The following is a 20,208-nucleotide window of genomic DNA, read 5'->3' as shown; positions in this document are numbered from 1 at the left end:
ACGGCATCAAAAGATCCGCCCCGCGCGGCAAGCAATAGCCCCGCCTCGCACGCTCCCCCCGCCCCGATCGCGTCACCCAATGAAAAACGGGCACATGCTCGTCGCATGTGCCCGCTTGCCGGCAGCGCTCACGCGCCGCCCCCGCCGCTCCGCCCGGCTTACGCCGACGGCTTGCGCGGCATCCCGAACCCGCCGAGCAGCGCGGCGACCTGCCGCTTCGGCCCTTTCTTCTCGGGCTGCTGCACGGGCTGCGCGTCGTCGGGCTGCTTCGCCGACGCCTGCGGCTCGTACGGCTTCAGGAAGAAGTCGTCGACCGGCGCTTCGTGGCGGCGATGATGGCCGCCGCGCTCGGCGCTGCCCGACCGGCGAGCCGATGCGCCGCGATGCTCGTCGCGATCGCGCCGGCCGCCCCGCTCGCCACCGCGCTCGCCACCGCGCTCGCTGGTGCGTTCACCACCGCGCTCGCCGCCACGATCGTCGTGACGATGGCGCGCCGGCTTGTCGAGCTTGAGCGTCTGCACTTCGAGCGGACGCTTGATCAGCTTCTCGATGTCGGCGAGCTGCTTGCGCTCGTTCGGGCTGCACAGCGACAGCGCGTCGCCCGTCGCGCCCGCGCGGCCGGTACGGCCGATCCGGTGCACGTAGTCTTCCGCGCTGAACGGCAGGTCGAAGTTGATCACGGCCGGCAGCTCGGCGATGTCGAGGCCGCGCGCGGCCACGTCGGTCGCGACCAGCGCCTCGATCTCGCCGCGCTTGAACGCGTCCAGCGCCTGCATCCGCTCGATCTGCGTCTTGTCGCCGTGAATCGCCGACGCGACCACGCCGTCGCGCTCGAGATTGCGCGCGAGGCGGCTCGCGCCGATCTTGCTGTTGCAGAACACGATCACCTGCTTGAGCCCGCGATCGCGCAGCAACTGCACGACGGCCGCCTGCTTGTCGCCTTCGGCGACGTCGTAGACGATCTGCGTGACGTTCGCGTTCGTCGAGTTGCTGCGCGCGACCTCGATCGTCTGCGGATTGCGCAGGTAGGTCGACGCGAGCTTCTTGATTTCGCCCGAGAAGGTGGCCGAGAACAGCAGCGTCTGACGCTCCTTCGGCAGCAGGTTCAGGATGCGCTGCAGATCGGGCAGGAAGCCCATGTCGAGCATCCGGTCGGCTTCGTCGAGCACGAGGATCTGCACCTGGCCGAGGTTCGCCGTCTTCTGCTGCACGTGATCGAGCAGACGGCCCGGCGTCGCGATCAGGATCTCGACGCCGCGACGCAGTTCGGCCGATTGCGGGTTCATGTCGACGCCGCCGAACACCACCGCGCTGCGCAGCGGCGTGTGCTTCGCATACGCGTGCACGTTCGCGGCGACCTGGTCGGCGAGTTCGCGGGTCGGCGTGAGGATCAGCGCACGCACGGGGTGGCGCGCCGGCGACGCGCTCGTGTTGGCCTGCGGCAGCAGGCGCTGGATGATCGGCAGCGAGAAGCTCGCGGTCTTGCCGGTGCCCGTTTGCGCGGCGCCCATGACGTCGCGGCCGGCGAGCACGACCGGAATGGCCTGCGCCTGGATCGGCGTCGGCGTCGTATAACCCTGCTCCGCAATGGCTTTCAGGATATCGGCGGCAAGGCCGAATTGATCGAAGGTTGCGTCGACGGGCTTGGCGACAGAATCGGACATGGTGGCGTTTCGCTCAAAAGGCGCGGCGGGGACATCGTGCGTCAGGCCGGCCGGGCCTGCGCTCATCACAATTCGGAAATAGACGGAGCCGCGGCGCGCCGCGCGGCGCCGCTCTGGCGCTTGGGACCGGTTCAATGCGAACGCTGGACGCCAGGCCGTGCGGACTCCGTTCGGCGCGAATGCCGGCGGAAAGGGCCGTATTGTAGCACCGTGCGGGAATCTGTCCGCGACAACGCCGCGAACGGCCGCGGCGGCGGTTCGCGCGGCGGGACTGCCCCAGCCCGTGCGGGCGAGCGGTCGCCCGCTCGGGTTATCCGTATCGGGCAGTAAACAAGAATGGGGGTTCGATGCCGAAGCCTCGCACCAGTCGGTCCGCCGCCCATCCGCGTACCGGGCCTTCAGCCTGACAGCCGTCACGACGCGCGAATACGCGAATGCGTGCCGCAACCGCGCCCGCCGCTCAGCCCTGCTTCTTTTTCTTCTCGACCTGCACGCAGTCGCCCAGCAGCGGCGGCGACTTCGGGTCGGCGATCTCGTCGCGCAGCGTCGCTTCCTTGCCCTTCGTCCACCACGTATAGCGGCCGGCCTGGTAGCGCGCGCCCGACGCCGACACCGTGTCGACGAACAGCAACCGCTTGCCGTCGACCGGCACGAGCGCGAAGCTCTGGCCGTTGCCCGCGAGCCAGTACGACACGCGCACCGGCTGCTTCTGGTTCGCGCACTGGTAGACGACCTGCTGGCGCGTGTCGGCGTCGATCTCTTCGATGGTCAATCGCGCGGCATGCGCGACGGAAACGGCACCGCCGGCAAGCGCAAGCGCGGCGAGGGTGTAGCGAATCATGCAGGTCCTCTCACGAGACGGTGGAAACGCGCCATCGCGGCGCGCGGGGTGATTGTCCATACGGTTGACGGGAAGGCACGTCGGCGGCCGAAATCAGGGATCGATCACGTCCGCGCACGCATCGGTCGGCGCCGCGGCGACATGGCCGACGAGCGGCACGATCTTGAGGCCCGCCGACGCCACGCGGCACGGCGCGGCCGCCAGGCCGCAGCCGGCGAGACTCGCGACAAGCGCCAGCGCGGCGCCCAGCTTTCCGATACGCAACCACCTCGACGCCATCGTCCGCTCCTCGTTCCGTCAGCGCGCCGACACGGGCCGCACGGCCGCGGCCGCGCGCTTCGCGCGTTCGCGGGCTTCGTCGACGGTCGCGCCGGTCGCCAGCGCGACGCCCATGCGCCGCTTCGCGAAACTTTCCGGCTTGCCGAACAGGCGCAGGTCCGCGCCCGGCACCGCGAGCGCGTCGCGCACGCCTTCGAACGCGATCCCGCGCTCGTCGAGCCCGCCGTAGATCACCGCCGACGCGGCCGGCGTGCCGAGCGCCGGATCGACCGGCAGCCCGAGAATCGCCCGCGCGTGCAGCTCGAATTCCGACTGGCGCTGCGATGCCAGCGTGACGAGGCCCGTATCGTGCGGCCGCGGGCTCACCTCGGAGAACCAGACGTCGTCGCCGCGCACGAACAGCTCGACGCCGAACAGCCCGCGCCCGCCGAGCGCCTCGGTCACCTTGTGCGCGATCTCGCGCGACTTCTCGAGCGCCGCCGCGCTCATCGGCTGCGGCTGCCACGATTCGACATAGTCGCCCGCCACCTGGACGTGGCCGACCGGCTCGCAGAAATAGGTACGCGTGTCGAGCGTCGCGGGGTCGATCGCGCGCACGGTCAGTTGCGTGATCTCGTAGTCGAAATCGACGAAGCCCTCGACGATCACGCGGCCATGGTTCACGCGCCCGCCAGCCATCGCGTAGTCCCACGCCGGCTTCACGTCGGCCTCGGTCTTCACGACCGACTGCCCCTTGCCCGACGACGACATCACGGGCTTCACGACACACGGCATGCCGATCTTCGCGACGGCCGCGCTGAACGCTTCGAACGAATCCGCGAACGCATACGGGGAGGTCGGCAGGCCGAGTTCCTCGGCCGCGAGCCGGCGGATCCCTTCGCGATTCATCGTGAGCTGCGTCGCGCGCGCGGTCGGGATCACCTCGGCGAGGCCGGCCGCCTCGATCGCCGCGAGCGCGTCGGTGGCGATCGCCTCGATCTCGGGGACGATCAGGTGCGGACGCTCGGCCTCGACGACCGCCCGCAGCGCGGCCGGGTCCGTCATGTCGATCACGTGCGCGCGATGCGCGACCTGGTGGCCCGGTGCGTCCCGATAGCGATCGACCGCGACGACTTCGACGCCGAGACGCTGCAACGCGATGATGACTTCCTTGCCGAGTTCGCCCGCGCCGAGCAGCATGACGCGCGTGGCCGAGGGTGAAAGCGGCGTACCGAGCCGCTGACCGATCTGCATGTGATTTCCCGCTGGTTCTGTTGGAGGACGAAAACGGCTTCGATGTTAACACGGGCATCCGGGCCGGTTCGGGCGGTTTGGCCGCGCCGGCGCGTCGTCGTGCGAGGCCGGTGGGCGGCCCGCGAACGTTTTCACGCGCGAAGTGTCGGCTCGCCTGCCGCGGGGCGGGTGCGTTACTCTTACGCCTTGATCAGAATCCGAAGAGGAACGAGGCTCATGTCCCACCTGTCCGCGGCCGCACGCGCACGCACCGGCCTGTTTCGTCCGTTGCGCGCGCCGCTTTGCGCGCTGACGCTTGCCACGCTTCTCGCCGCCTGCGCGATGCCGACCCATCCCGATTCCGCCGCCCCCGAACCCGACCCGTACAACCCCGCCGCCGTCCAGTTGCTCGACGACACGAGCTGGGAGCTCACCCGCTGGGTGAACGCCGACGGCACGCAACGCGCGATCCCGCACGGCGACAACGGCGAGCCGATCAAGCTCGCGCTGTCGACCGATTCGGGCATCCGGCGCGCAAGCGGGTTCTCGGGCTGCAACCGCTACATGGGCACCTATGCGATCAAGAATGGCGTGCTGAGCTTCGGCCCGCTCGCCGGCACGCGAATGGCCTGCCCGAACACGCTCGGCGGCCAGCTCGAAGCCGCGTACCTCGACGCGCTCGCCCACATCGCGAAGACCGGCGTGCAGATGCGCGCGCCGCAGCAATTGCAGATCGTGACGGAGGCCGGCGCGACGCTGACGTTCACGCACCGGAGCCCCTGACGCCCGGCGCGCGCGAAGGCCGACCGACCGCCTTCGCGTGGCGCGCCACGCGCATGTGCCACCCACGTGCGTCGCGCGGCGTGAATCGGAATCACGCCGCGTTAGAGTCTTGTTCGCCGGCCGGTTAAACTCGGCGGGTCGCGCCCCGCGCGCCCCTCCCCACTCCTGTTTCAAAGCATGCACACGGTTGTCTTCGGCTGGTTCGGCATCTCCGCCGTCTGGTTCCTCCTTCTCTTCTGGCGTCTCGTCCAGGCGATGCTGCCCGGCGGCGGCGGGCTCGCCGGCCGCGGCTCGATCCGCCTGTGGCTCGGCTTCGCCGCGGTATTCGTCGCCAGCTGCACGCTGACGAGCCCGCTGTCCGGCCCCGACACGAACGCGCTCGGCCATGCGTGCTCGGCCGGCTTCGCCCGCGTGCTCGGTCCGATCGGCACGCCGGTCGCGATGGTCGTGCTGTTGTTCGCCGGCTTGCCGTGGCTGACCGGCATCGGCTGGCGGCAGTTCGCCGCGTGGGTCGACACGTCGTTCGGCGTCAAGCTATCGCGCGACGGCGACGACGACGCGCGCGGGATCGCCGACCTGCCGCGCAGTGCGCTGCATCGCGACGACGACGTCGTGCAGCCGACCACCGCGCACACGGTGAACTCGATGGCGCCGAGCCAGAACGGCCGGTATTCGCGCCCGACCGTGTGGAAGCCCGATCCGCAGGCGCGACCGAAGCCGCGCAGCAAGACGCCGCCGCGCCCGCTCGCGGAGCCCGTCGCGCCGTCGGGCTGGCTGAAGCCCGCCGCGCCGCAACGCACACCGGCGCCGCCCGCGCCGATCCCGGCCAGCGCGATGCCGCCGCCGACCACCGGCAGCACCGCCAGCCTCGCGCGCGCCGCGGCGAACGCGCAAGTGCCGCGCCCCGCGCCCGCTCCGCTTCCGGCGGGATTCGAACCCGTCCGGCCGCGTCCGACCGCCGCGCGGCCGGCCACCGCCGCGCTCACGCAGACTACGCCGCGCGCCACGGTCGCGCCGCGACCGGCCGGTACGCCACCGCAGCGTCCGCCGGTGCGTCCGGCCGCCGGCACGGCGGCAGCCGGCCTGCCGCCGGACGCGACACGACGCCGCCCGGCGCCGCCCGCGCCGGCACGCGCGCCGCTCTATGCGTGGACGGAAAAACCGGCCGCGCCGATCACGCCTGCGCCAAGCGTTCACGACACGCTGCGCGCGATCGAAGCCAGCACCGCGCAATGGGCGACGCTGGGCGGCGCGCAGCCGGCCGACGCGACGCACACGGCAACCGCTACCGCAGCCGCTGCTGGCGTCGCCGCGGCAGCAGGTGGCGTGGCCGCGCCGGCAGCGGCGGCTGTGTCGGACGCGCTCGTCTCCGCGACGCACGGCATCGCAGCGCAGGACATCCCTGTCCCGGCCGAACACCAAGCCGCACCTGCGCATGACGACACTGCGCCGATCGTGCTCGACGCCTTCATGCCGGCGGAATCCGGCATGACACAGGCTCCGGTCGGCGATTCGCCCACCCCGTCGTTCGGTGACGCCACACCGCACGCGCTGCCGGATACCCGCGTCGACGATCGCGTGTTTTCGCCTCGTGCCGACGACGAGATCCCTCCCGTCGACGATGCGCCCGCCGCGCCGGCATTCGGGATCGCCGCCGCGCCTTCGTTTGACATGCCCATCGACGTCGCGCCGTGGGAAGACGTCGCCAGCCCGCCGGCTTCTGCCTTCGACGTGTCGACCGGGAATCCGGTCGCCGAACCGCTGGCGAACACCGCGGGATCGGAATCCGCCGATCCCGCCTCCGCGCAGGCAGACGATACGGCGGTTCGCGACCCGGCCACCCGCCATCCGGCCGGATCGCCCGATACCGACGACAAGGACGACACGCAACCGGCGCCTGTCATCGATCGCGCCGCATCGGCCCACGTGCCTGAACGTGCCGCCGATGCGCACGCAGACGTGAAGCCCGCCGACGGTACCGTCCCGTTCGCCGCCCTGCCCTCTTCGTCGATCGCCGGAACGTCGGCGCGCGCGCTTTCCGCAACCACGCCGATCGCGGCGCCGTCTTCCGCGCCGGCATCGACGCGTCCAGCCGACACGACGATCACCTCGACCGGTACGACGACCTCCGCTCCATCCGGCTCACCCGGCTCATCCGGCGCCGTCGCTCCGCAGCCGGCCATCGCCCTTCCCGCGTCGCCGGCCGTTTCCGCCACGACGTCGCCATCCTTCAGCGCGATCGCGCCGACAGCCGCGCTAGCCGCCACGCCGGCTCACCCGGTCACGGGCTTGCCTGCCGCCGCAACCGGACCGCTGATGTCGATCGATGCGCCCGCCGCGACGCAGGCCCCGTCGATCGCGTTCGACCCTGCCACGGTCGCAACGCGGACGTTCACGACACCGCCCGCCGCTGCCGCCACGTCGTCGGGCTGGTCCATGTCGCACGACGTGACCGAGGCGCCGATCACGGCAGCGCCGGCAACGGCCCTCCCCGGCGCGAGCCTCCCGCATCCGTCGGCGGCCATCGTTTCCGCGCCGACACCGCCCACTGTCGCACCGATCGGCGCACCGGCCACCCAGGCGACCGAGGCCACCGAACCGGCCCCGGCCGCCGCCCGTCAGCCGCGCCCGAACGCGTTCGAATTCCACGCACCCGCGTCGTTCAACGTCGAACTGCCGACGCTCGACCTGCTCGAGCCTGCGTCCGACGACGTCGAAACGATCACCGAGGAACACCTCGCGCAAACCGCGCAGGTGATCGAACAGCGGCTGCAGGAATTCAAGGTGCCGGTGACGGTGGTCGGCGCATCGGCCGGCCCCGTGATCACGCGCTTCGAGATCGAACCCGCGCTCGGCGTGCGCGGCAGCCAGATCGTCGGGTTGATGAAGGACCTGTCGCGCGGCCTCGGCCTCACGTCGATCCGCGTCGTCGAGACGATCCCCGGCAAGACCTGCATGGGCCTCGAACTGCCGAACGCGAAGCGCCAGATGATCCGCCTGTCGGAGATTCTCGAATCGCGCCAGTACCAGCATTCGCCGTCGCAACTGACGATCGCGATGGGCAAGGACATCACCGGCCACCCGGTCGTCACCGATCTCGCGAAGGCGCCGCACATGCTGGTGGCCGGCACGACGGGTTCGGGCAAGTCGGTCGCGATCAACGCGATGATCCTGTCGCTGCTGTACAAGGCGACGCCGGAAGACGTGCGGCTCATCATGATCGACCCGAAGATGCTCGAACTGTCGGTCTACGAAGGCATCCCGCACCTGCTCGCGCCGGTCGTCACCGACATGAAGCTCGCGGCGAACGCGCTGAACTGGTGCGTCGGCGAAATGGAGAAACGCTACCGGCTGATGTCGGCCGTCGGCGTGCGCAACCTCGCGGGCTTCAACCAGAAGATCCGCGACGCGCAAGCGAAGGAAAAGAAGATCGGCAACCCGTTCTCGCTGACGCCCGACGATCCGGAGCCGCTGTCGACGCTGCCGCTGATCGTCGTCGTGATCGACGAACTGGCCGACCTGATGATGGTCGCCGGCAAGAAGATCGAGGAACTGATCGCCCGCCTCGCGCAGAAGGCGCGCGCGGCCGGCATCCACCTGATCCTCGCGACGCAGCGTCCGTCGGTCGACGTGATCACCGGCCTCATCAAGGCGAACATCCCGACGCGCGTCGCGTTCCAGGTATCGTCGAAGATCGATTCGCGCACGATCCTCGACCAGATGGGCGCGGAGTCGCTGCTCGGGATGGGCGACATGCTGTTCCTGCCGCCGGGCACCGGTTATCCGCAGCGCGTGCACGGCGCGTTCGTCGCCGACGAGGAAGTGCACCGGATCGTCGAGTATCTGAAGCAGTTCGGCGAGCCGCAGTACGAAGAAGGCATCCTCGACGGCCCGGCCGCCGACGGCGCGACGCAGGACCTGTTCGGCGACGCGCCGGATGCGGAAGCCGATCCGCTGTACGACGAAGCCGTCGCGTTCGTCGTGCGCACGCGGCGCGCGTCGATCTCGTCGGTGCAGCGGCAATTGCGCATCGGCTACAACCGCGCGGCGCGCCTCGTCGAGCAGATGGAAACGGCGGGCCTCGTATCGGCGATGGGCATCAACGGCAGCCGCGAGGTGCTCGTGCCGGCCGCGGCCGACTGAGGCCGGCGGCCCGCCGGCCGCGATTCATCGATACGGGCGCGCCGCGCAAGCGGCTGCCCCAAATACGAAGGGCGCTGCATCGGCAGCGCCCTTCTTGCATCGGCCGGGAATCGACCGGGATTTACTGCTCGACCGGCACCAGCTTGAAGTCGACCGGCTTGCCGACCGCGACCTTCTGCGGATTCGCGCCGAGCTGCCCCGTTTCGACATCGCGGCTGAACACATAGAACGTGTCGCTGTCCTGGTTGCCGACGATCAGCCACTTGCCGGTCGGATCGATCAGGAACTCGCGCGGCGTCTTGCCGAGGCTCGACTGGCGGCCGACGTGCTTGAGCCGGCCGTCGGCCCTGTTCACCGCGTAGATCACGAGGTCGTTCGCGTCGCCGCGGTTGCTCACGTACAGGAAGCGCCCGTCCGGCGACAGGTGGATCGCGCCGCCGCCGACCTTGCCCTTGAAGCCCGGCGCCGTCATCGGCACCGTCTGGACCGGCGTCAGCTTGCCGTCGTGATAGCCGAACACCTCGACCGACGCGTTGAGCTCGCTCGTCACGTACGCGAAGCGGCCGTCGGCGCCGAACACCATGTGACGCGGGCCCGAGCCGGCCTTCACCGGCGTGTAGCGCGTGTCGGTCGGGCTGATCAACCCGCGGCTGCCGTCCACCGTGTAGCGGTAGCCGTAGATCTTGTCGGCGCCGAGATCCTGCACGAACAGGTAGCGGCCGTCCGGCGAAAACACCGTCGAATGCACGTGCGCGCCGTCCTGGCGGCCCTTCACGGGCCCGGTGCCTTCGTGGTGGACGGTCAGCACGGCCTGGCCGGCCCCGCCGTCGTCGCGCAGCGGAAACACCGCGAAGCTGCCGCCCGGGTCGGCTGCAACCGAGTAGTTGGCGGTGACGAGGTACTTGCCGTCCGGCGACAGCGCGAGATAGCAAGGGTCGTTCCCCTCCGACGATACGCGGTCGATGAAGCTGAGCGCGCCCGTCTTCGCGTCGAAGCGGAACGCGCTGACGCCGCCGCGCTGCGTCGCGGGCCCGTCGTCGCCGGGCAGCTCGTTGACCGCGTAGACGGTGCGACCGTCGCGGCTCGGCAACAGATACGACGGATTCACGGTCTTCGCCGACGACACCGGCGCGACGCTGCCCGTCCTGGTGTCGAAGCGGTAAACGTAGATCCCGTCGCTGCCGCCGCCCGTATAGGTGCCGACGAGCAGGTTGTAGACGCCGTCGGCCGGGGCGGACGATTGCTGCGCGAATGCATGGGTCGCGGACAGGGAAAGCACGATCGCGAAACCTTTCATCCAGTGAGCGAACCTAAGCGGGAACCCTCGTGTCGAAGCGCGTGCGTCACGCTCCCGTAAACGGTTGGGCATTGAATCCTCCTTGCATCGAGTCGCTTCAAGTGTTGAGATAGGACGAAACGCCGGCCGTTCATGCGCTCCGCCGCCCGGCCGAGTATACGGGGCGCGGCGCCCGGGCGTGAAGTCCGGGCCGCCGACGTCCGCATTGTGAATTCGAATACCCAAGGATCGCCTGCCCATGCCCGCCCTGATCGAAGACTACGCCCTCGTCGGCGACGGCCACACGGCCGCGCTGATCGCAAAAGACGGCTCCGTCGACTGGCTGTGCTGGCCCCGCTTCGATTCGGGCGCCTGCTTCGCGGCGCTGCTCGGCACACCCGAGCACGGCCGCTGGCTGCTTGCTCCGGCCGCCGACGCCGCGATCACGCACACGACACGCCGCTACCGCGGCGACACGCTGATTCTCGAAACCGATTACGAAAGCGCCGACGGCGCCGTCACCGTGATCGACTTCATGCCGCCCGGCAATGGCTGGTCCGAACTGGTGCGGATCGTCGTCGGCCGCCACGGCACGATGAAGATGCGCATGGAGCTCGTGTTGCGCTTCGACTACGGTTTCTCGATTCCGTGGGTCACGCAACTGACCCGCGAGGACGGCATGAAGGCCATCGCCGGCCCCGATACCGTCGTGCTGCGCACGCCGGTGTCGCTCACCGGCAAGAACCTCCATACGCTCGCGGAATTCACGGTCCGCGCCGACGAGCGCGTGCCGTTCTCGCTCGGCTACGCGGCGTCGCACATGCGGCTGCCGCCCGCGCGCGACCCGCTGTCGATGCTCGCGCGCACGGAGAACTACTGGCTCGAATGGTCCGGCCGCTGCCAGGTGCAGGGCCGCTACGCGGCCGCCGTGCGCCGCTCGCTGATCACGCTGAAGGCGCTCGCGTACGAGCCGACCGGCGGCATCGTCGCCGCGCCGACCACGTCGCTGCCCGAGAAGATCGGCGGCAACCGCAACTGGGACTACCGCTACTGCTGGCTGCGCGACGCGACGATCACGCTGCTCGCGCTGATGCGCGGCGGCTACTACGACGAGGCGCGCGCGTGGCGCACGTGGCTCGGCCGCGTGATGGCCGGCTCGCCCGAGCAGATCCAGATCATGTACGGGATCGCCGGCGAGCGCCGGCTGCCGGAAATGGAGCTCGACTGGCTGCCCGGCTACCAGGATTCGCTGCCGGTACGCATCGGCAACGGCGCCGCGAACCAGCTCCAGCTCGACGTGTTCGGCGAGGTGATGGCCGCCCTGCACCTCGCGCGCGTGGGCGGCCTGCAGGCCGACGACACGGTCTGGTCCGTGCAGTGCGCGCTGCTCGACCATCTCGAGAAGATCTGGCAGGAGCCCGACGAAGGGATCTGGGAAACGCGCGGCGGCCGCCGCCATTTCACGTTCTCGAAGGTGATGGCGTGGGTCGCGTTCGACCGCGCGATCAAGTCGGCGGAAATGTTCCGGCTGCCCGGCTCGCTCGACCGCTGGCGCGCGCTGCGCGAGCGCATCCACGCGGACGTCTGCGCGAACGCCTGGCACGAAGGCAAGCAGGCGTTCGCGCAGAGCTACGGCAGCGACGAGCTCGACGCGAGCGTGCTGCTGCTGCCGCAGCTCGGCTTCCTGCCGCCGGAAGATCCGCGCATCGTCGGCACGGTCGATGCGATCGAACGGGAATTGCTGCACGACGGGCTCGTGATGCGCTACCGCACGACCGAATACGACGACGGCCTGCCGCCCGGCGAAGGCACGTTTCTCGCGTGCAGCTTCTGGCTGGTCGACAGCTACGCGCTGCTCGGCCGGATCGACGACGCGCATCGGCTGTTCAGCCGGCTGCTCGCGCTGTCGAACGACCTCGGGCTGCTCGCGGAGGAATACGACCCGGTGGCCGGCCGGCTCGTCGGCAACTTCCCGCAGGCGTTCTCGCACGTGGCGCTCGTGCATACCGCGATGAACCTGATGCACCACGAAGACGCGATGGCGCGCGCGGCCGGCCAGCCCGCGCCGGCCGTGGCCACCGGCCGCTGAGCGGCGGCCGGGAAGCCTTGTTCAGAGATCGTCAATTCGCAAAACTTTGATGAAAACCCGAGGAAATGTTGCATTGCAACACCGATCGTTGTCCGATATGATCGACACGATTGTCCGGCTGCATTGCAACATGGCCGGTCGCTGACCCACACGGCACGCCGCGACGCCCCACGCCGCCCTTGCGCACCGTCCCCCACGCGGGAGTAGTCTGCATGCTTTACCAATTGCACGAATTCCAGCGGGCCATGCTGAGCCCGCTCACGGCCTGGGCCCAGGCCGCGTCGAAGTCGTTCGCGAATCCGTCGAGCCCGTTCTCGCTGATGCCCGGCGCACCGCGGATGGCGGCCGCCTATGAGCTGATGTATCGGCTCGGCAAGGACTACGAAAAGCCGGAATTCAACATTCACCAGATCGTCAAGGACGGCCACAACATCCCGATCGTCGAGCAGACGATCATCGAGAAGCCGTTCTGCCGGTTGTTGCGCTTCAAGCGCTATTCGGACGACGCCGACGCCGTCACGCAACTGAAGGACGAACCGGTCGTGCTGGTCTGCGCGCCGCTGTCGGGCCACCACTCGACGCTGCTGCGCGACACGGTGCGCACGCTGCTGCAGGATCACAAGGTCTACATCACCGACTGGATCGACGCGCGGATGGTGCCGGTCGAGGTCGGCCCGTTCCACCTGCACGACTACATCGCGTACATCCAGGAATTCATCCGTCACATCGGCGCGCGCAACCTGCACGTGATCTCGGTATGCCAGCCGACGGTGCCGGTGCTCGCGGCGATTTCGCTGATGGCGAGCCGCGGCGAGGACACGCCGCTCACGATGACGATGATGGGCGGCCCGATCGACGCGCGCCGCAGCCCCACTTCCGTGAACTCGCTCGCGACACAGCACTCGACCTCGTGGTTCGAGAACAACGTGATCCACACGGTGCCCGCGAACTATCCGGGCGAAGGCCGCCAGGTCTATCCGGGCTTCCTTCAGCACACGGGCTTCGTCGCGATGAACCCGGAGCGGCACGCGCAATCGCATTGGGATTTCTACCAGAGCCTGCTGCGCGGCGACGAGGACGACGCCGAAGCGCACCGCCGCTTCTACGACGAGTACAACGCGGTGCTCGACATGGCCGCCGAGTATTACCTCGAGACGATCCGCGTCGTGTTCCAGGAATTCCGGCTCGCGGAAGGCACGTGGGACGTCGAGGGCGAGCGCGTGCGGCCGCAGGACATCAAGCACACCGCACTGATGACGATCGAGGGCGAACTCGACGACATCTCGGGCAGCGGCCAGACGCACGTCGCGCACGAGCTGTGCACGGGCATCCCGCAAGACGATCGCCGCAGCCTGACCGCCGAGAAGTGCGGCCACTACGGGATCTTCTCGGGCCGCCGCTGGCGCACGATCATCTACCCGCAACTGCGCGACTTCATCCGCGAGCATGCGCCGGAGCCGAAGAACGGCGCGGCGAAGTTGCCCGTCGATGCGCAGGATGCGACCGCGATCGGCGTCGTGCCGGCCGCCAAGGCGGAGCCGGAACCGGAAACGGCGGTGCGTGCCACCGCCGCCAAACGCACGCGCGGCACGCGCGCGAAGGCGCCGGCCGTGACGGTCGCGCCCGCCGCCAAGGCCGCGCCGGCCGCGAAGCGCGCGGCAGGCAGCCCGCGCGCCAAAGCCATGCGAGCCCGCAAGGCCGCCTGACACACCGCTCCGACGCAAAAACGCCGCCGTAGCTTGCGCACGGCGGCGTTTTCTTATCCGGGCGCGGCCGCGAACCAGCGGCGCACCGGCTCCTCCATGCGTCGCGTCAGCGCCGCAGCAGATACGCGAGCAGCACCTCGGTGTTCATCCGGACCATCTCCGCGCGCTCGTCGGTATCGGTGAAGTCGCGGCCGAGCGTCGCGGCGAGCGTGAAGCGGTTCGACACGATGTAGTAGCCGAGCCCCGACAGCGTCACGTAGAACCGCAGCGGATCGACGTCGCTGCGGAACAGCCCGGCCTTCTGGCCGCGCATCAGCACGTTGCCGAGCTTCGCGACGATCGGCGACATCATCTCGCGGATCCGCGTCGACTTGTGCAGATAGCGCGCTTCGTGCAGGTTCTCGTTGTTGATGAGCCTCAGCAGTTCCGGATGGTCGCGGTAGTAATCCCACACGAAATGCGCGAGCCGCGTGACGGCTTCGACCGGCGCGACGCCATCGAGATCCAGCACGCGCTCGGCCTCCGTCAGCGCGGAGAACGCGTGTTCGAGCACGGCGGTGAAGAGCTGCTCCTTGCTGCCGAAGTAGTAATAGAGCATGCGCTCGTTCGTTTCGGCCCGGCGCGCGATCTGATCGACGCGCGCGCCGAACAGCCCTCCATTCGCGAACTCTTCGGCAGCCGCCATCAGGATGCGGCGGCGCGTACCTTCAGGATCTCTTTTGATTTTTGGCTGATTCATGGTGGCGTTTTGCTATGTGAGCCGCTTGATCCGGACCGGCACCCCCACCGCCTCGGCGCCGGCCGCCCTGGAACGGGCGCGCCGCGGGCGGCCACCCTCCTGCTGAGCCCCTGCAAAAAAGCGGTTCGATTATGCGCATAGACGGCGTCCAGCGCAATGCGGGAAATCGGCGATAATCGAGCTTTGGCAAACCTTTCCGGCCGCGCCCGATGCGGCCGAGAGCCATTCGGCGCCGCGGCGCCCGTTGTCAGCCTGTTGTCACCGTGACCGATTCCAAAACACTCGCGGATCGCATCGAAGATCTGCTTCCCCAGACGCAATGCACGAAGTGCGGCTATAACGGCTGCCGTCCGTACGCCGAGGCGATCGCCGCCGGCGACGCGAACTACAACCAGTGCCCGCCCGGCGGCGCCGAAGGCATCGCGCGCCTCGCGCGCCTGCTCGGCAAGCCGGTGATTCCGCTGAACCCCGTGAACGGCAGCGAACATCCGCGCGCGGTCGCGTTCATCGACGAAAACCTGTGCATCGGCTGCACGCTGTGCATGCAGGCGTGCCCGGTCGACGCGATCGTCGGCGCGCCGAAGCAGATGCACACGATCGTCGCGTCGCTGTGCACGGGTTGCGACCTGTGCGTGCCGCCGTGTCCGGTCGACTGCATCGCGATGCTGCCGGTGACCGGCGATCGCACGGGCTGGGATGCGTGGTCGCAGGAGCAGGCCGACGCCGCGCGCGAGCGCCACGATCTGCGGCTCGCGCGCCAGCGTCGCGAGCGCGAGGCCGCCGAAGCGCGCGCCGCGGCCCGCCGCGCGGCCACCGCCGCGAAGCCGGCCGCGGAGCCATCGGCCGCGCAGCCTGGTTCGCAGCCCGGCACGCCGGCCGCCGACGACGCCGAAGCGAAGAAACGCGCGATCATCGCCGCCGCGCTCGAACGCGCGCGCAAGAAGAAGGAAGAACTGTCCGGGCAAGGCGCCGGGCCGAAGAACACCGAAGGCGTGAGCGCGGCCGTGCAGGCGCAGATCGACGCGGCCGAGGCCCGCCGCAAGCGGCTCGCCGAACAGCAGGCGCAGTGCGACGCCGACGCGGCATCGGGCGGCGACGACCACGACAACGACGCAGGCAACGACGATCCGGACGGCCCGTCCACGCCGCCCGACCAGAACGCTCCATGAACGCCAGCAAACGACGCGCGATCTACGAAACGCTGCAGAGCCTCAATCCGCATCCGACCACCGAGCTCGAATACTCGACGCCGTTCGAACTGCTGATCGCCGTGATGCTGTCCGCGCAGGCGACCGACGTGTCGGTCAACAAGGCGATGCGGAAAATGTTTCCGGTCGCGAATACCCCGCGACAAATCGTCGCGCTTGGCGAGGAAGGCGTCACCGAGTACATCAAGACGATCGGCCTCTATCGCACCAAGGCGAAGAACGTCGTCGCGACGTGCCGGATCCTGCTCGAGCGCTACGACGGCGAGGTGCCGGCCGATCGCGAAGCGCTCGAAGGCTTGCCGGGCGTCGGCCGCAAGACCGCGAACGTCGTGCTGAACACCGCGTTCGGCCAGCCGACGATCGCGGTCGACACGCATATCTTCCGCGTCGCGAATCGCACCGGGCTCGCGCCGGGCAAGGACGTGCGGGCCGTCGAAGCCGCGCTCGAGAAGTTCACGCCGAAGGAATTCCTGCAGGATGCGCATCACTGGCTGATCCTGCACGGGCGCTACGTGTGCAAGGCCCGCCGGCCCGAATGCTGGCACTGCGCGATCGAACCGCTGTGCGAATTCCGGCCGAAGACGCCACCGCCCAACGAGTGAGCATCAGCCGCGGCTGACGTATCGACGCGCCGCGCCGGCCGCCCGGGCCACGCGCGACAACCGGCCGGCCCCGCCGCGGCGTTGGCGGCGCCCCCCTTCCCGACTACGCGTTGGACGTCGCCGTCGCGTCGTCGGCGGCCGCGCCGCCCGCGCGCACGAGCGCCAGCACGGCCGCCAGGATCGCGACACCGCCCGCCCACTGCAGCGGCGACAACGCTTCCCCGAACAGCAGCGCCGCGAGCGCGACCGTCACGACCGGTTCGAGCGTCGACAGCATCGACGTGCGCGCGGCCCCGAGCCGCTCGAGCCCGGCGAAGAACGCGAGCATGGCCGCCACCGTCGACACCAGCGCGATCGCGAGCATCGATGCCCAGCCGCCGGCCGTCGCGGGCCACCGCGGCGGCGCGCCGAACGCCGCCGTTCGCACGACGGCGATCGCGACGAGCATCGCGGTGGCCGACAGGCAGATGATCGCGGTGGTCGCGAGCGGATCGACGCCGCGCGTCGCCTTGGTGCCGCCGACGATGTACAGCGAGTAGATCACCGCGGCGGCCAGCGCGAGCGCGATCCCGAGCGGCTCGCCGTGCCCGCCGCCGACCATCAGCGCCGAACCCGCGACGCACAGCACCAGCGCGACGGCCTTCGCGCGCGTCAGCCGCTCGCCGAGCCACCACGCGGCCAGCAGCGTGACGAACGCCGGATACAGGTACAGCAGCAGCGCGACGAGGCTCGCCTGCGCGTGCTGCAGCGCGCTGAAATAGCAGAACGACTGCCCGACGTAGCCAAGCGCGCCCATCGCGACGAGCGGCAAGAGCGCGCGGCCGCGCGGCCATGCGACGCCGCGCTGCCGCGCGATGGCGGCGAGCACCGCGCCGCCGATCGCGAAGCGCACGATCAGCAGCCCGAGCACGTCGACGCCGGCCGCGTACGCATAGCGGCCGAAAATCGCCATCGCGCCGAACGCGGCGGCGGACAACGCGACGTAGAGCGCGCCCTGCAGGGCGGCGGACGATGAGCGGACGGTGGCGGTCATGGTCAAAGCGGGCGAGCAAGGCGCCGTGACGGGAATCGTCGGAGTGTAGCGGCGCGGCGGCGGCGAGCCTAGCCCGCGCTTACCCGTTGCGCGACGGGCGGCCGCAACGACCCGCGCCGTGCCGCCCGCCTCCAGCCGCCCGAGGCCACCGCCAGCGCCGTCCGCCGCGCCGGCGTACAATGCCCGACGCGGCATGACGCCGCCCGAATCACGACGTTTCCCCACCATGTTCAATCCAAGCCGCGACGACGTGCGTCGCTTTTTCACCGAGACCTGGCGCAAGCAGCGCGCGGGCGAGATCCTGACGCCGCTGGAAGCGATCGCAGCCGACTGGATCGTCGAGCATCCCGAATACCACGACGAACTGGCCGACGCCGACGGCGCGGCGGCGCGCAACTACACGCCCGAGGAAGGCCGCACGAACCCGTTCCTGCACCTGTCGATGCACCTCGCGATCAGCGAGCAGTTGTCGATCGACCAGCCGCCCGGCATCCGCGCCGCGCACGACAAGCTGGCCGCGAAGCTCGACTCGACCCACGATGCGCAGCACGCGATCATGGAATGCCTCGGCGAGACGATCTGGGAGGCGCAGCGGACGAACACACCGCCCGATACCGACGCGTACCTGCAGCGCATCCTGCGCCGCGCGTCGCGCGACTAAGTGCGCCGGCCGGCACCCCGGCCCGCGCCGGCGGCCCCGTGAAGCGGGCAAAAAAATACCCCGCCGAGGCGGGGCATGCTTGCTGCGCGAGCCCGTGAGGCCCGTCGCGCTTACTTCTTGAATACGAGGTCGGTTTCCTTCAGCGACTCGATGTAGGACGCGATGTCCTTCATGTCGCTGACCGACAGGTTCTGGACCTGCGCCTGCATGATCGCGTTGTTGCGACCGAGCAGCGGGTTCGTCAGCCCCATCTGGTACTGGCGCATCGCCCACACGAGATAGTCGGCGTGCTGGCCGGCCAGACGCGGGTACTCCGCGTTGATCGGCTTGTTCAGTTGCGCGCCGTGGCAGGCCGCGCAGTTGTGCGATTCGACCAGTTCCTTGCCCTTCGAGATGTCCGCGGCGTGGGCGGTACCGATCGCGAGGCCGGCCGCCAGTGCAACCGCCGCCGTCTTGAATGCGTTGTTCATGAATGCTCCTGTCCCGCCGGAGAGATCGGCGGCGCGCGCTTTACTTGTAGGGGTTGTCCTTCGTGTCGGCCTTCTGGGCGGCGTAGTACGCCGACAGATCCGCGATGTCCTGGTCGGTCAGCGAGCCGGCGATCGCATTCATCGACGGGAAGTGACGATCCTTCTTGCGGTAGGCCTTCAGCGCGTTCTCGAGGTATTGCTGGTTCTGGCCGCCGAGGACAGGCACCCGGTAGACCTCCGGGTACGCCGCGCGGTAGTCCTGGATGCCGTGGCAACCGATGCACATGGCGGCCTTGCTCGCCCCGTCCTTCGGGTTGCCGACCACACCGGCCGCCTGCGCGCTGCCCGCGAGCGCCACGAGCGCTGCGACAACGACGTGTTTGCCGACGAATTTGTTCATAGCTCTTGTAACCTAGCTTGAGGGGAAACTGGCGCCGAAGCGGCAACGGCCCGCGCCGTTTTGCTTGTCGGTCGCCACGCAGGCCAAAAAAAACGGCCAGATTGTACCGCGTCGGCGGGGAACGCGTCCATACGGCGCCCCCGGCTCGCCCCGCCGCAGCCCCGCAACGATACGCGGGCGCGGCCCGCCCGCACAGCCCTTCTGACTTATACTGGGTTTTTTTCCCGATGAAGAAGAGCGTCGCCATGCGTTTCGAAGGGTCCTCGCACTACGTCGCCACCGACGATCTGAAGCTCGCGGTCAATGCCGCGCTGACGCTGCAACGCCCGCTGCTGATCAAGGGCGAGCCCGGCACCGGCAAGACCATGCTCGCCGAGGAAGTGGCCGCCGCGCTCGACATGCCGCTGCTGCAGTGGCACATCAAGTCGACCACCAAGGCGCAGCAGGGCCTGTACGAATACGACGCCGTATCGCGGCTGCGCGATTCGCAGCTCGGCGACGCGCGCGTGAAGGACATCGCGAACTACATCGTCAAGGGCGTGCTGTGGCAGGCGTTCGACGCCGAGCGCCCGAGCGTGCTGCTGATCGACGAGATCGACAAGGCCGACATCGAATTCCCGAACGACCTGCTGCGTGAGCTCGACCGGATGGAATTCCACGTGTACGAGACGCGCGAGACGGTCCGCGCGAAGCACCGCCCGCTCGTCATCATCACGTCGAACAACGAGAAGGAGCTGCCCGACGCGTTCCTGCGCCGCTGCTTCTTCCACTACATCCAGTTTCCGGACCCGTCGACGATGCAGAAGATCGTCGCGGTGCACTTCCCGAACATCCGCGAGGAACTGCTGCGCGCGGCGCTCGAGAGCTTCTTCGAGTTGCGCGGCGTGTCGGGCCTGAAAAAGAAGCCGTCGACGTCCGAGCTGCTCGACTGGCTGAAGCTGCTGCTCGCCGAGAACATCCCGGCCGACGCGCTGCGCGGCGCGGACGCGAAGCAGATCGTGCCGCCGCTCGCGGGCGCGCTGCTGAAGAACGAGCAGGATCTGAGCCTGCTCGAACGGCTCGTCTACATGAACCGGCACAACCGGTAATCCCCCTCACCCGC

General features: G+C 69.3%; 16 protein-coding genes and 1 pseudogene. 8 read left to right on the top strand and 9 right to left on the bottom strand.

The annotated features are described in order from the left end of the window. Positions 1–158: 158 nt before the first annotated feature. From LGM42_RS12150 to purT, 4 genes are all read right to left on the bottom strand, one after another. Positions 159–1,730 carry a DEAD/DEAH box helicase gene (locus LGM42_RS12150; protein WP_226232304.1) on the bottom strand — a complete coding sequence of 524 codons (1,572 nt, stop codon included), beginning with the start codon at positions 1,728–1,730 and terminating at the stop codon, positions 159–161. 394 nt (positions 1,731–2,124) lie between these two features. Beyond that, positions 2,125–2,505, bottom strand: a complete 381-nt coding sequence (locus tag LGM42_RS12145) for an MliC family protein (protein ID WP_060010282.1) — start codon at positions 2,503–2,505, stop codon at positions 2,125–2,127. A 93-nt stretch (positions 2,506–2,598) separates the two neighbouring features. Continuing rightward, positions 2,599–2,784 carry a DUF6726 family protein gene (locus tag LGM42_RS12140; protein WP_006497052.1) on the bottom strand — a complete coding sequence of 62 codons (186 nt, stop codon included), beginning with the start codon at positions 2,782–2,784 and terminating at the stop codon, positions 2,599–2,601. 18 nt (positions 2,785–2,802) lie between these two features. Then, a complete protein-coding gene (purT, locus tag LGM42_RS12135) occupies positions 2,803–4,017 on the bottom strand; it encodes a formate-dependent phosphoribosylglycinamide formyltransferase (protein WP_059583706.1) in 1,215 nt (404 codons plus the stop codon). A 216-nt stretch (positions 4,018–4,233) separates the two neighbouring features. Here purT and LGM42_RS12130 point away from each other — a divergent pair, with 216 nt between their 5' ends. Together LGM42_RS12130 and LGM42_RS33340 are read left to right on the top strand one after the other, a co-directional pair. After that, the gene (locus LGM42_RS12130; protein WP_059646481.1) at positions 4,234–4,779 is read left to right on the top strand and encodes an META domain-containing protein; all 546 of its coding nucleotides are present in this window, start codon (positions 4,234–4,236) and stop codon (positions 4,777–4,779) included. Positions 4,780–7,410: 2,631 nt separating this feature from the next. Next, positions 7,411–8,922, top strand: a pseudogene (locus LGM42_RS33340) (DNA translocase FtsK); the annotation flags it as partial. Between the two features lie 121 nt (positions 8,923–9,043). Here the strand turns inward: LGM42_RS33340 and LGM42_RS12120 are convergent. Next, positions 9,044–10,291 carry a lactonase family protein gene (locus tag LGM42_RS12120; RefSeq protein WP_226232302.1) on the bottom strand — a complete coding sequence of 416 codons (1,248 nt, stop codon included), beginning with the start codon at positions 10,289–10,291 and terminating at the stop codon, positions 9,044–9,046. A 166-nt stretch (positions 10,292–10,457) separates the two neighbouring features. Between LGM42_RS12120 and LGM42_RS12115 the strand changes: the two genes are divergently transcribed. Beyond that, positions 10,458–12,287, top strand: a complete 1,830-nt coding sequence (locus tag LGM42_RS12115; RefSeq protein WP_226232301.1) for a glycoside hydrolase family 15 protein — start codon at positions 10,458–10,460, stop codon at positions 12,285–12,287. 212 nt (positions 12,288–12,499) lie between these two features. After that, positions 12,500–13,993, top strand: a complete 1,494-nt coding sequence (locus tag LGM42_RS12110; protein ID WP_226232300.1) for a polyhydroxyalkanoate depolymerase — start codon at positions 12,500–12,502, stop codon at positions 13,991–13,993. A gap of 106 nt (positions 13,994–14,099) precedes the next feature. Here LGM42_RS12110 and LGM42_RS12105 read toward each other — a convergent pair whose 3' ends face one another. Continuing rightward, complete coding sequence (locus LGM42_RS12105) at positions 14,100–14,732, bottom strand: TetR family transcriptional regulator (RefSeq protein WP_059583716.1); 633 nt, start codon at positions 14,730–14,732, stop codon at positions 14,100–14,102. 263 nt (positions 14,733–14,995) lie between these two features. On the opposite strand from LGM42_RS12105, the gene rsxB reads away from it, so the two are divergent. Both rsxB and nth read left to right on the top strand, forming a co-directional pair. Then, entirely contained in the window at positions 14,996–15,901 is a 906-nt protein-coding gene (rsxB, locus tag LGM42_RS12100; RefSeq protein WP_226232299.1) for an electron transport complex subunit RsxB, read from the top strand. Then, positions 15,898–16,542: an endonuclease III gene (gene nth, locus LGM42_RS12095; protein WP_006478196.1), complete on the top strand. Its 645-nt coding sequence runs from the start codon at positions 15,898–15,900 to the stop codon at positions 16,540–16,542. The genes rsxB and nth overlap by 4 nt, the downstream gene beginning before the upstream one ends. Before the next feature lie 103 nt (positions 16,543–16,645). Here the strand turns inward: nth and LGM42_RS12090 are convergent, their stop codons facing one another. Continuing rightward, positions 16,646–17,575 carry a DMT family transporter gene (locus LGM42_RS12090; RefSeq protein WP_226232298.1) on the bottom strand — a complete coding sequence of 310 codons (930 nt, stop codon included), beginning with the start codon at positions 17,573–17,575 and terminating at the stop codon, positions 16,646–16,648. Positions 17,576–17,768: 193 nt separating this feature from the next. Between LGM42_RS12090 and LGM42_RS12085 the strand changes: the two genes are divergently transcribed. Next, positions 17,769–18,236 carry a DUF1841 family protein gene (locus tag LGM42_RS12085; RefSeq protein ID WP_371090871.1) on the top strand — a complete coding sequence of 156 codons (468 nt, stop codon included), beginning with the start codon at positions 17,769–17,771 and terminating at the stop codon, positions 18,234–18,236. Between the two features lie 110 nt (positions 18,237–18,346). Here the strand turns inward: LGM42_RS12085 and LGM42_RS12080 are convergent, their stop codons facing one another. Together LGM42_RS12080 and LGM42_RS12075 are read right to left on the bottom strand one after the other, a co-directional pair. Continuing rightward, entirely contained in the window at positions 18,347–18,706 is a 360-nt protein-coding gene (locus LGM42_RS12080; protein WP_006490657.1) for a c-type cytochrome, read from the bottom strand. A gap of 40 nt (positions 18,707–18,746) precedes the next feature. Further along, a complete protein-coding gene (locus tag LGM42_RS12075) occupies positions 18,747–19,106 on the bottom strand; it encodes a c-type cytochrome (RefSeq protein WP_006478192.1) in 360 nt (119 codons plus the stop codon). Between the two features lie 245 nt (positions 19,107–19,351). Between LGM42_RS12075 and LGM42_RS12070 the strand changes: the two genes are divergently transcribed. Continuing rightward, entirely contained in the window at positions 19,352–20,194 is an 843-nt protein-coding gene (locus LGM42_RS12070) for an AAA family ATPase (protein ID WP_059646686.1), read from the top strand. The last annotated feature ends 14 nt before the right edge of the window (positions 20,195–20,208 follow it).

The organism is Burkholderia sp. AU39826, from assembly GCF_020419965.1.
Classification (GTDB): domain Bacteria; phylum Pseudomonadota; class Gammaproteobacteria; order Burkholderiales; family Burkholderiaceae; genus Burkholderia; species Burkholderia semiarida.
The sequence above is the reverse complement of the archived record's forward strand: the minus strand, read 5'-3'. Positions and strand labels throughout refer to the sequence as shown.

What these genes read in the sequence shown, in the direction of transcription:
- LGM42_RS12150 (WP_226232304.1), bottom strand. Translation starts at nt 1,730, where the DNA reads ATGAGCGCAGGCCCGGCCGGCCTGACGCACGATGTCCCCGCCGCGCCT.
- LGM42_RS12145 (WP_060010282.1), bottom strand. Translation starts at nt 2,505, where the DNA reads ATGATTCGCTACACCCTCGCCGCGCTTGCGCTTGCCGGCGGTGCCGTT.
- LGM42_RS12140 (WP_006497052.1), bottom strand. Translation starts at nt 2,784, where the DNA reads ATGGCGTCGAGGTGGTTGCGTATCGGAAAGCTGGGCGCCGCGCTGGCG.
- purT (WP_059583706.1), bottom strand. Translation starts at nt 4,017, where the DNA reads ATGCAGATCGGTCAGCGGCTCGGTACGCCGCTTTCACCCTCGGCCACG.
- LGM42_RS12130 (WP_059646481.1), top strand. Translation starts at nt 4,234, where the DNA reads ATGTCCCACCTGTCCGCGGCCGCACGCGCACGCACCGGCCTGTTTCGT.
- LGM42_RS12120 (WP_226232302.1), bottom strand. Translation starts at nt 10,291, where the DNA reads ATGCCCAACCGTTTACGGGAGCGTGACGCACGCGCTTCGACACGAGGG.
- LGM42_RS12115 (WP_226232301.1), top strand. Translation starts at nt 10,458, where the DNA reads ATGCCCGCCCTGATCGAAGACTACGCCCTCGTCGGCGACGGCCACACG.
- LGM42_RS12110 (WP_226232300.1), top strand. Translation starts at nt 12,500, where the DNA reads ATGCTTTACCAATTGCACGAATTCCAGCGGGCCATGCTGAGCCCGCTC.
- LGM42_RS12105 (WP_059583716.1), bottom strand. Translation starts at nt 14,732, where the DNA reads ATGAATCAGCCAAAAATCAAAAGAGATCCTGAAGGTACGCGCCGCCGC.
- nth (WP_006478196.1), top strand. Translation starts at nt 15,898, where the DNA reads ATGAACGCCAGCAAACGACGCGCGATCTACGAAACGCTGCAGAGCCTC.
- LGM42_RS12090 (WP_226232298.1), bottom strand. Translation starts at nt 17,575, where the DNA reads ATGACCGCCACCGTCCGCTCATCGTCCGCCGCCCTGCAGGGCGCGCTC.
- LGM42_RS12085 (WP_371090871.1), top strand. Translation starts at nt 17,769, where the DNA reads ATGACGCCGCCCGAATCACGACGTTTCCCCACCATGTTCAATCCAAGC.
- LGM42_RS12080 (WP_006490657.1), bottom strand. Translation starts at nt 18,706, where the DNA reads ATGAACAACGCATTCAAGACGGCGGCGGTTGCACTGGCGGCCGGCCTC.
- LGM42_RS12075 (WP_006478192.1), bottom strand. Translation starts at nt 19,106, where the DNA reads ATGAACAAATTCGTCGGCAAACACGTCGTTGTCGCAGCGCTCGTGGCG.
- LGM42_RS12070 (WP_059646686.1), top strand. Translation starts at nt 19,352, where the DNA reads ATGCGTTTCGAAGGGTCCTCGCACTACGTCGCCACCGACGATCTGAAG.